This window comes from Streptomyces racemochromogenes, from assembly GCF_044129415.1.
In the GTDB taxonomy this organism is placed as follows: domain Bacteria; phylum Actinomycetota; class Actinomycetes; order Streptomycetales; family Streptomycetaceae; genus Streptomyces; species Streptomyces racemochromogenes_A.
On record NZ_JBBDHD010000178.1, the window covers coordinates 1 to 10378 of the forward strand.

Sequence of the window (10378 nt, forward strand, 5' to 3'; positions counted from 1 at the left end):
GGCGGGCGGCGCGGCGCCGCCCGCCGGGCCCCCGCCGGGGGGTGGTCCGGGCGGTGCGGCCGGGGAGCCGCCCCCGCCCACGTCGAGCAGTCCGGAGGACGCGGCGGCCGCGATTCCGAGGAAGACGGCGGTACGCAGGAGCACGCGTCGCCCTACTGTCGGCTCGTCATTTGTCATTATTACTACGTATCAACGACATCGCCGAAGATGTCGAGAGGCGCGGAGGCATCCCCTCCGGCTCACCCGCCCGGACCAGCCACCCGGTCAGCTCTGGCGCACCAGCGGGAACGGCAGCGTCTCGCGGATCGTCAGACCCGTGAGGAACATGACCAGCCGGTCCACCCCGATGCCCAGGCCCCCGGTGGGCGGCATGGCGTACTCCAGGGCGTCGAGGAAGTCGTTGTCGAGTTCCATCGCCTCCGGGTCCCCGCCCACCGCCAGCAGGGACTGGGCGGTGAGGCGCCGGCGCTGCTCCACGGGGTCGGTGAGCTCCGAGTAGGCGGTGCCCAGTTCGGTGCCGAAGGCCACCAGGTCCCAGCGCTCGGCGAGGCGGGGGTCCCTGCGGTGCTGGCGGGTGAGCGGGGAGACGTCGGTGGGGAAGTCCTTGTAGAAGGTGGGGAGTTTGGTCCGCTCCTCCACCAGCCGCTCGTACATCTCCAGGACCACGTCGCCCCGGGTGTCCTCGGGCCCGTGCGGGACACCGGCCCGGTCGCACAGGAGGCGCAGCCGGTGTTCCCCGGTGTCGGCGTCGACCTCCTCCCCGAGGGCCTCGCTGATGGCCCCGTACATGGTCTTGACGGGCCAGGGCCCGGAGATGTCGTGGACGACGAGCTTGCCGTCGGGGCCCGCCTTGTGGGCGACGGGCGACCCGAAGGCGGCGGTGGCGGCCCCCTGGATGAGCTCGCGGGTCAGGTCGAGCATCACGTCGTAGTCGGCGAAGGCCTGGTAGGCCTCCAGCATCGTGAACTCGGGATTGTGCTTGTAGGAGACGCCCTCGTTGCGGAAGGTGCGTCCCATCTCGAAGACCTTCTCCATGCCGCCGACGCACAGCCGTTTGAGGTAGAGCTCGGGTGCGATGCGCAGGTACAGGTCGAGGTCGTAGGCGTTGATGTGGGTGCGGAAGGGGCGGGCGTTGGCGCCTCCGTGGATCTGCTGGAGCATCGGGGTCTCGACCTCCAGGTAGCCGCGGTCCAGGAGGCCCTGGCGCAGCGCCTGCACGGCGCTGGAGCGGGCCCGTACGACGTCCCGGGCGTCGGGGCTGGCGACCAGGTCCAGGTAGCGGCGCCGTACCCGGGCCTCCGGGTCGGCCAGGCCCTTGCGCTTGTCGGGAAGGGGGCGCAGGCACTTGCCGGTGAGCTGCCAGGAGTCGACGAGGACGGACAGCTCTCCGGCGCGGCTGGCGGCGGCGGTGCCGCCGGCCACCACGTGGTCGCCGAAGTCGACCTGGGAGGTGAAGGAGTCCAGCGCGTCCGGGCCGGACTCCTCGCGGGTGAACATCAGCTGGACGTCGCCGGTCCAGTCGCGCAGGACGGCGAAGACCACTCCGCCGAGGTCGCGCACGACCATCACCCGGCCGGCGAGGACGACCGGCTCGCCGGTGCGGGAGCCGGCCGGGAGACGGCCGGGGTGCGCCGCCCTGAGCTGGGCGGCGGTGTGGGTGCGCTGCCGGATCCCGACGGGGTAGGGGTCGGTGCCGGCGTCGCGGATCCGCTGCATTTTGGCGTGGCGGACGCGGACCTGCTCGGGCATCCGCTCGGCGGGCGCGTGTTCCCCCTCCTCCCTCACGAGATCCAGGCCGAGGGATTCGATGGAGGGCAGGTCGGCGGTGTCGACGGGGGCGGTGAGGCCCCTGGGCTGGTGGCCCTTGCCCCACAGCTTGCGCAGGCTGGGCACGGAGACGAAGCCCTCGGCGATGCCGGAGGCGAGGCTGACCCGGGCGAGCGAGCCCGCGTCCTGGTAGCAGAGGAAGCGGGGGTACCACTCGGGGCCGTACTTGACGTTGGAGCGGTAGAGGGCCTCCAGCTGCCACCAGCGGGAGAAGAAGAGCAGCAGCCTGCGCCACAGCTTGAGCACGGGACCGGCGCCGATCCGGCCGCCCTCCTCGAAGGCGGAGCGGAACACCGCGAAGTTGAGGGAGATCCGGCGCACGCCGAGGCCGGGGGCGGCCGCGCAGAGCTGGGCCACCATGAACTCCATGACCCCGTTGGGGGCGGCGCGGTCGCGGCGCATCAGGTCGAGCGAGATGCCGTCCTTGCCCCAGGGGACGAAGGAGAGCAGGGCGATCAGCTCGCCCTGGCCGTCGAAGGCCTCCACGAGCAGGCAGTCCCCGTCGGCGGGGTCGCCGAGCCGGTCCAGGGCCATGGAGAAGCCGCGTTCGGTCTCGGTGTCGCGCCAGTGGTCGGCCCGGTCGATGATCTTCTGCATCTCCTCGTCGGTCAGGGCCGAGTGGCGGCGGATCAGGGTGGTGGCGCCGGCGCGCTTGACCCGGTTGACGGCCTGCCGGGTGACGCGCATGTCGCGGCCGTCGAGGTCGAAGTGGGCGACGTGCAGGATGGCCTCGTCGCCCAGTTGGAGGGCGCTGAGTCCGGAGCGGGCGTACGCGGTCGCGCCGTCCTCGGAGGCGCCCATGACGGCGGGCTGCCAGCCGTAGCGGCGGGCGACGGCCAGCCAGGCGTCGATGGCGGGGGTCCAGGCGGCGGGGTCGCCCACCGGGTCGCCGCTGGCGAGGCAGACCCCGGCCTCGACGCGGTAGGTGACCCCGGCCCTGCCGTTGGGTGCGAAGACGACGGCCTTGTCGCGTCGCGTGGCGAAGTAGCCGAGGGAGTCGGCGCGGCCGTAGGCGGCGAGCAGGGCGCGGATGCGGAGTTCCTCGTCCCCGTGCAGGGCGGCGGTCAGCCGCTGGGAGCGGAAGAGGGTGGCGGCGGCGTTCAGCAGGGCGAGGGCGCCGAAGAGGCCGAGCAGGAAGTAGAGCGCGCGGGGCGGCCGGCCGTCGAACTGCCGGGCGGAGAAGAGGCCGCCGAAGACCTGCTTGGCCGCCCAGTCCAGCCACTGGTCCTTGGGCAGGGTGCCGGGGAACAGGGCGACGAGGGCCCAGCCGAGGAGGACGGCGGCGAGCAGGCCGAGGCCCAGGACGAGCAGGGCGCGCCAGACGGCGCCGGGGCGGGAGGCGGCGTAGAACTCCTTGCGGGCGGCGGTCAGCACGACGAGGGCGGCGACCGCGAGGGCCAGGGAGAGGCCGCCGACCCAGAGGTCGCCGTCGGCGATGATCAGGACGTCGACGAGGATCAGCAGGGCCAGATAGGTGACGACGATCCACCAGGCGATCTTCTTGCGGATGCCGAGCGCGGCGGCGAGCAGGAAGAGGAAGACGGCGTACGCGAGGTTCTCGCTGACCGGCACCACGAAATCGTCGAGGAAGCGCACCACGGGCCGCAGGAGGCCCCGCAGCACCGGGGACAGCGCCAGCAGCGCGCACAGCAGGCCGAGCGTTCCGAAGAACGCCCCGAAGGCGTCCGGGACCCGGTTCAGGAACCTGTTGCGGGTACCGCGGGTCTGCTCCTGCGTGGCACTCATGCCATGCACTGTAGGGAGGGCCGCGCCGCCGCGCGCGCCGAGCGCGGTGGGCCTCGGCAGGGTGACGGAGCGGGCGGGTACGGCATTCGAACGGGCCGGGACGGGCCGCGGGCGGTCCTCCGCGCGGGTGGACGGCGCGTCGTCCTCCCCGGCGGTGGTGCCCGCGGGCGCGCGGCCGGCGGTCCCGCGGACGCGCCGCTGCGCGGGCCGGGGGCCCGTGTCCCGGGCGCCCTACCGGCCGCGCTTCAGCCCGTCCTCGGCGGCGCCGCGGCTGAGGACGGCTTCGGTGATCGCGTCCTGGGCGGTCTCGTACTCGGTGTTGCCGGGGTCCTCGGCGAGGGCGGCGGGGAGGTTGACGACCCGGCCGGTGGACAGGTCCATCATCTGCGGGACGAACTCGGCCCGGGTGACCCGCCAGCGCTGTCCTGGCGCGGCGGGCGGGGCGAAGGTGAAGCGGGCGATGGACCCGTAGTTGCCGCGCATGTCGCGGGCGCCGCTGTGGTTGAACATCTCGCCGGCGACCTGGTCGCCCATGCCGTAGACGATCCAGGTCCCGTCGACCTTCTCGTAGGCCTGCGGGATGTGGGCGTGCGTGCCCAGGATCATGTCGATGTCCGGGCGGCCGCCGGTCCGCGAGCCGGTGAGGGCCTTGCCGAGCGCCAGCTGGGTCTCGTCGGGTTCGGTCTGCCACTCGGTGCCCCAGTGGAGGCTGACGAGGACCACGTCCGCGCCCGCCTTCCGGGCCGCCCGGGCGTCCGCGACGATCTTGTCCTGGCGCATCAGGTTGACCGCCCACGGCTGGCCGTCGGGCATCGGGTAGCCGTTGGTGTCGTAGGTGTAGGCGAGGTGGGCGACCTTCGCGGAACCGGCCGTGTAGAGGGTGGTGCGGGCCGCCTCGGCGGCGGTGCGGGCCGAGCCGGCGTGCCCGAGGCCGACCTTGTCGAAGCGGTCGAGGGTGCGTTTCAGGCCTTCGGCGCCGTCGTCGAGGGTGTGGTTGGAGGCGGTGGAACAGCCGTCGTACCCGGCGTCCTTGAGGGCGTCGGCGACGGCGGGCGGGGAGACGAAGGCGGGGTAGCCGCTGAAGGGGCCGTCGTCGTCCCCGTAGATGGTCTCCATGTGGCACAGGGCCAGGTCGGCGGCGGAGACCACCGGTTTGACCGCGGAGAACATGGGCCGGAAGTCGTAGCCGTCCCCGCCCGCGTCGGCGGCCGCCCGCTGGATGACCGAGGTGTGCGGGAGCACGTCGCCGCTCGCGACCAGGGTGAAGCCCCGGGCGGCGGAGGGGGCGGCGGGGGACGCGGATCCGGCCGTGCCGACGGGGGCGCCGGCGGCGCTGGAGCCCAGCCGGGCGGGGGCGGGACGGCCGCCGCTGGAGCAGCCGGCGGCCACGGCGGACAGCAGGGCGGCCGACAGCAGGGCGAGGGCACGCCGGGTGCGCTGGGTCATCGGACCGGCTCTCCTTGAGTGGATTATCGGATTGTCTGCCTATCCGATGAATCCATAGGAGGAGTCGGTCCACGTCAAGGAGCGGCGCCGTCCGCCCGCTCCCGCCTCACTCCGACGGCCCCGGCCGTTCGCCGTGCCGTTCAACCGTTCGTCGTCCGGCGCGGCCGCCCACCGGACCACCCGGGTGCTTGGGCGCAACGCCGGCGCTGGACGGTTCCCGGTCGGCTCCGCGCAGGTGAGGGTGGGTGGAGCCGGATACGGGGCCCGCCCGCCCCTTTCCCGGAGCCCCCCCGCCCCGCCCCGCGGACCCGGAAGGAGCCACCGACGTGCCGCCCTCCCCCACCCTCCAGCGCACGGAACCCGAGGCGCTCGCCGCACTCCAGCGCGAGCACGGGCGGGCGCTGTTCTCCTTCCTGCTCGGCCTCACGGCCGGGGACGCCCAGCGCGCCGAGGACCTCGTGCAGGAGACCCTCGTCCGGGTCTGGCAGCATCCCGAGGCACTGGCCACCGGGCACGAGTCGATGCGGCCCTGGCTGTTCACCGTGGCCCGGCGGCTCGCCATCGACGCCCGCCGGGCCCGGATGTCGCGCCCCCAGGAGGTCGAGCCGGACGCTCTGGAGCAGGCGCCCGCGCCCGAGGACGCGGTGGCCGGCTCGGTCACCGCCATCGATGTGCGGCGGGCGGTCGGCAGTCTGGGGCGGGAGCACCGCGACGTGCTGATGCAGGTCTACTTCCGGGACCGCTCCGTGGCCGAGGCCGCAGCGGAGCTGGGGATTCCGGCCGGCACGGTCAAGTCCCGTACGCACTATGCGCTGCGCGCCCTGCGGAAGGGCCTCCAGGGGTACGGACTGGGGGCCTGAACCGGGGGCGCAAGCACGGGGAACACCCGCGCCCCGCCGGAGGAGCACTCAAGGAACGCCCTCCACGCGCACGAACCGGACACAATCCACGCCGAAATCGGCATCAGTCCGTTCAAGTTGAGTAAACATCCCCCGTTCCGCGAGCCGGCCGGTGAAGGCTCGGGGATGACGGCGGCAGGCTCGACGCGCGGGAGAAGGTGGAACGGTGCAGCCCGAGGGTTTGAACGGCACCAGTGACGGCGGACTGGCGGTGCCCATGGCGTGGCTCTACGCGGAGTACATCGCGGACGAGCTGCTGCGCACGGGCCGGCTGATCCCGGCCGGCAGCCTGGAGTTCCGGGCCGGACGGGACACGCTCGCGCTGACGATCTACCTCTCGGACGCGGCCGGCGAGCTCTCCGGGATCCGGGTGGTCTCGCAGCTCGACGAGTGGCTGTCGCTGACGGCGTACGGGCACCCCTGGCGCGACTGGGTCCGTACCCGGTTCCTCGCCCTGGGCGAGCGGGCCCGAGAGCACGGCGGAGAGGACCCCGACCTGGAACTGGCCCGGGCGGCCTGGCGCTGGCTGGACCACACCGAGCTGTTCGCCACCCACCTCGACCCGGACCACCCGGCACAGGCCGGCCCCCCGCCGGGCCTGGACGAGAACGCCCGCGTCTGGACCCCGGCCTGGCAACTGGGCCTGCCGCTGGGCCACCTGGCGATGCACCTGTTCTGAGGGGTCCGAGGGGCCGGCACCCGGGCCGGTCAGGCCGTCGGTTCGGAGGGGTCGGTCACCAGCCCGGTGAAATCCGCCTCGTTGCGTTCGGCCCGCGCCACGTACCAGCGGGCGATCAGCCACATCACCGGGTACGCCACCACCCCCAGCGCGATCCACACCACCGTGCCCGCGGTCGCCCGGGGCAGCAGGAAGGCCAGCGGCAGCAGCCCGAGCACCAGAAGCAGCGCCGCCATCGCGCCCAGCGCCGCCCGCAGCTGGCTGCGCATCAGCGCCCGCACGTAGGTGGCGCCGAGGGTGGTCTGCTCGGAGATCTCCGAGCGGGCCGGGGCGTACGCGGGCGGCCTGCGGCGGGCGGCGCGCGGGACTCCGGTGACGACCTCCCGCCGGGGCGGTGGCTGCTGCTGCTGCTCGGCCATGGTGCCGGAGTCTACGCAGCGGGCCCGCTACTTGAGGAGGCGGGAGAGCCTGCGGTCGGCGAGCGGTTTGCCACCGGTCTGGCAGGTGGGGCAGTACTGGAGCGAGGAGTCGGCGAACGACACCGAGCGGACCGTGTCCCCGCACACAGGGCACGGCTCCCCGTCGCGGCCGTGCACGCGCAGCCCGCTCTTCTTCTCGGCCTTCAGCTGCCCGGCGGCCAGGCCGTGGGCCCGTTCGACGGCGGTCCGCAGGGTGTCGCGCACCGCCTCGTAGAGGTGGGTGACCTGCTCGTCGTCGAAGGAGGAGGCCAGCTTGAAGGGGGATACGCGGGCCGCGTGCAGGATCTCGTCGCTGTACGCGTTGCCGATGCCGGCGATGACGCCCTGGTCGCGCAGTACGCCCTTGATCTGGCGCCGCTCACCGGCGAGGAGGGCGGCGAACGCGTCCCGGTCGAAGCCGGGGGCGAGCGGGTCGGGGCCGAGGCGGGCGATGCCGGGAACCTCCTGGGGGTCGCGCACGACGTACACGGCGAGGCGCTTCTGGGTGCCCGCCTCGGTGAGGTCGAAGCCGGCGCCGTCGTCGAGGACGAGGCGCAGCGCGAGGGGACCCCTGCCGGGGCGCGGGGGCTGGGCGGGGAAGGAGTCCTGCCAGCGGAGCCAGCCGGCGCGGGCGAGGTGCGTGACGAGGTGGAGGTCGCCGACGGTCAGGTCGAGGAACTTGCCGTGTCGGGCGACCGGGCCGGCGGGCCGCCCTTCCAGGGCGGTGAGCGGGGGGTCGTAGGTCTTGAGCACGCTGACGGCGAGCGGGAGGATCCGTTCGACCGCCCGCCCGGCGAGGTGTTCGACGAGGAACGCCCTCAGCGCCTCGACCTCCGGCAGCTCCGGCACCCTCCCAGGGTGCCGTGCCCGCCCGATGGGCGCGACCCGGGCCGGCGGCGGCGGCCGCGGCGCGGGACTACACCACGAACTCGCACCACACGCACTTGCCGCTTCCCCTCGGCTCCACGCCCCACACGTCCGCCAGCCGGTCCACCAGCATCAGGCCCCTCCCCGACACCCCCGCATCCCCCGCGTCGCGGCGCCTGGGCAGGGCGCTGGAGCGGTCCTCCACCTCGACCCTGAGCCGGCGCTGCGGCCCGCTGAGGACGCGGAGGGTCACGATCGCGGGACCGTCCGTGTGCATCAGGGCGTTCACGATCAGCTCGTCGGCGACCAGTTCGATCTCGTCCGCGCGGCTCCGCGCCCCCCAGGCCCGCACCGCCGCGCCGATCATGTGCCGGGCCGCGACGAGGGCCTCGGGGTCTCCGGGGGCGACGTGCTGCCGGAGCCGGCCGCCGCCGGCCCGCGCCGCGCCGTCGCCCTCGCGGCGCAGCAGCAGGAGGGCCATGTCGTCGTCCCCGCCCCGCTCGTCGGACACCTCGCAGAGCCGGTCGGCGAGCAGCTGCAGGTCGTCCGGGCCCTCGCGGACCATGTCGGTCAGCGCGCGGATGCCGTCGTCCAGGTCGGCTCCGGGCTGCTCCACCAGCCCGTCGGTGCAGAGCAGGAGCGTTTCGCCGTGGTCCAGTTCCACCGTGGTCACCGGGTACTCCAGCCGGCCGAACTCCGCCGACAGCCCCAGCGGCATCCCGCCCTCCACCGGCAGCCTGCGGCATTCCCCGTCCCGGGTCCGCAGCAGGGGGTCGATATGGCCCGCGCGGACCACCTGGAGCACCCCGGTGGACAGGTCGGCCTCGGCGTACGTGCAGGTCGCGAAGCGGTCGGTGTCCAGTTCGTGCAGGAAGACCGAGGCCCGGGCCACCACCGTGCCCGGCGAATGCCCCTCGGCGGCGTACGCGCGCAGCACGATGCGCAGCTGCCCCATGACGGCGGCCGCGTGCGTGTCGTGGCCCTGGACGTCGCCGATGACCGCCCCGACGCGGCCGCCCGGCAGCGGGATGACGTCGTACCAGTCGCCGCCGATGTCCTGGCCCATCCGCGCGGACCGGTAGCGGACGGCGATCCGGGCACCGGGGACGGCCGGTATGCGGCGGGGCAGCATGGCCTGCTGGAGGCCTTCGGCGAGGTCGTGCTCCTGCTCCAGGAGCATGGCCCGCTGGAGGCTCTGCGCGATGCTGCTGCCGAGGGCGACCAGCAGGTTGCGTTCCTCCTGGGTGAAGCCCTCCTTGTCCTCGTACAGCAGGCCGAGCGCGCCGATCGGGCGGGCCTGGGCGATCAGCGGCAGGTAGGCGGCGGCCGAGATCCGCATGTACGAGATCTTCGACCAGAGCGCGGGGTAGCCCTGGGCGAACTCCTCGGCCGACTCCAGGAACCGGGGCTGGAGGGAGCGGACGACCTCGCTCATCGGGTACTGCTCGTCGATGCGCGTGTAGCGCGTACCGGGGACGAAGCTGCCGGCCGGGCCTTCCGCCACCAGGTGGATCCGGTTCGCCTCGACCAGTCCCATCACCATGCCCATCGAGCCGAGCCGCTCCAGTCCGTGGGCGTCGCCGATGACGTCGATGACGTCCTTGACGGTGCGCGCGTGGGCGAGCGCGGCGGTGGTGGACTCGACGACGGAGGTCTGGCGGCGGCGCTCCTCGTCCAGGCCGAGGCGTTCGGCGGAGTGGCTGAGCTCCTCGGTGGCGTCGCGGACGATGCCGATGATGCGGTAGGGGCGGCCGTCGCCTGCGCGCATGACGCGGCCCTGGGTGTGGGTCCAGCGCATCCGGCCGTCGCGGCAGCGGAGGCGGAAGTACGCCCCGTAGCTGTCCGAGCCGCTCTTGAGGGCGCTGGAGACCAGCGCGTCGAGCCGGGCCGCCTCGCCGGCGGGGACACGGCGGCCCAGCGACTCCGGCCGCCCGTCGTACTCCTCGGGGGGCGTGTCGAAGACGTCGAGGGCCGCCGTGTCCAGGTGCATGAGACCGGTGACCAGGTCCCAGTCGAAACTGCCCATCCGGTTCAGCGACAGGGACCGGTCCGGGTGTGCGGGCCAGTCCTCCGGCAGCGATACGGTGCTCGGCACCGATCCACCATGACACAGCGCCGGGTCAGGCGCTCTCCAGGTAGGGGGGCTGCTCGGTGCCCTGGTCGGTGCCCTGGTGCTGGTCGGGGGAGCCGAAGGGGTCGGAGGGCGCGGCCGGGCCGGTGGACGGCACGTCCTCGGGGTCGGGGGTCAGCCCCGGCTCGGAGGGGACGGGTGCGACGGGGGACGCCGGGGCGTCCGAGAAGGGGTCGGCGGGCGTGGTGGTACCGCTCGGGAGGTCCCCGGGCGGGGTGGAGGGCGGCTCCTGGGGAGCGGTCGGCCGGGCGGTGCGCTTGAGGCGGACCAGGCCGCCCAGGTAGGCGCCCAGTTCCAGGAAGGCGGCGGTGACGTCCTCGGTGGA

General features: G+C 73.9%; 7 protein-coding genes and 1 pseudogene. 2 read left to right on the forward strand and 6 right to left on the reverse strand.

Translation table 11 applies throughout. From position 1 onward, the window contains the following. Positions 1-264: 264 nt before the first annotated feature. Both lysX and WDV06_RS34025 read right to left on the reverse strand, forming a co-directional pair. On the reverse strand, positions 265-3573 hold the full coding sequence (gene lysX, locus WDV06_RS34020) for a bifunctional lysylphosphatidylglycerol synthetase/lysine--tRNA ligase LysX (RefSeq protein WP_395513682.1): 3309 nt from the start codon (positions 3571-3573) through the stop codon (positions 265-267). A gap of 231 nt (positions 3574-3804) precedes the next feature. Next, positions 3805-5019, reverse strand: coding sequence for a CapA family protein (locus tag WDV06_RS34025; RefSeq protein WP_395513683.1), 1215 nt, complete (start codon positions 5017-5019; stop codon positions 3805-3807). A 326-nt stretch (positions 5020-5345) separates the two neighbouring features. Between WDV06_RS34025 and WDV06_RS34030 the strand changes: the two genes are divergently transcribed. After that, a complete protein-coding gene (locus tag WDV06_RS34030; RefSeq protein ID WP_395513684.1) occupies positions 5346-5879 on the forward strand; it encodes a sigma-70 family RNA polymerase sigma factor in 534 nt (177 codons plus the stop codon). 256 nt (positions 5880-6135) lie between these two features. After that, positions 6136-6597, forward strand: coding sequence for a hypothetical protein (locus WDV06_RS34035; protein ID WP_395513687.1), 462 nt, complete (start codon positions 6136-6138; stop codon positions 6595-6597). Positions 6598-6626: 29 nt separating this feature from the next. On the opposite strand, the gene WDV06_RS34040 is transcribed toward WDV06_RS34035, so the two are convergent. From WDV06_RS34040 to WDV06_RS34055, 4 genes and pseudogenes are all read right to left on the reverse strand, one after another. Further along, positions 6627-7016, reverse strand: coding sequence for a hypothetical protein (locus WDV06_RS34040; RefSeq protein ID WP_395513685.1), 390 nt, complete (start codon positions 7014-7016; stop codon positions 6627-6629). A 27-nt stretch (positions 7017-7043) separates the two neighbouring features. Further along, positions 7044-7904 carry an Fpg/Nei family DNA glycosylase gene (locus WDV06_RS34045; protein WP_395513686.1) on the reverse strand — a complete coding sequence of 287 codons (861 nt, stop codon included), beginning with the start codon at positions 7902-7904 and terminating at the stop codon, positions 7044-7046. A 67-nt stretch (positions 7905-7971) separates the two neighbouring features. Further along, positions 7972-10035 carry a SpoIIE family protein phosphatase gene (locus tag WDV06_RS34050; protein WP_395513688.1) on the reverse strand — a complete coding sequence of 688 codons (2064 nt, stop codon included), beginning with the start codon at positions 10033-10035 and terminating at the stop codon, positions 7972-7974. Positions 10036-10042: 7 nt separating this feature from the next. Beyond that, positions 10043-10378, reverse strand: a pseudogene (locus tag WDV06_RS34055) (hypothetical protein); the annotation flags it as partial.

Bases quoted from the DNA above. Each gene is read 5' to 3' on its own strand.
- lysX (WP_395513682.1), bottom strand. From the start codon at position 3,573: ATGAGTGCCACGCAGGAGCAGACCCGCGGTACCCGCAACAGGTTCCTG.
- WDV06_RS34035 (WP_395513687.1), top strand. From the start codon at position 6,136: ATGGCGTGGCTCTACGCGGAGTACATCGCGGACGAGCTGCTGCGCACG.
- WDV06_RS34040 (WP_395513685.1), bottom strand. From the start codon at position 7,016: ATGGCCGAGCAGCAGCAGCAGCCACCGCCCCGGCGGGAGGTCGTCACC.
- WDV06_RS34025 (WP_395513683.1), bottom strand. From the start codon at position 5,019: ATGACCCAGCGCACCCGGCGTGCCCTCGCCCTGCTGTCGGCCGCCCTG.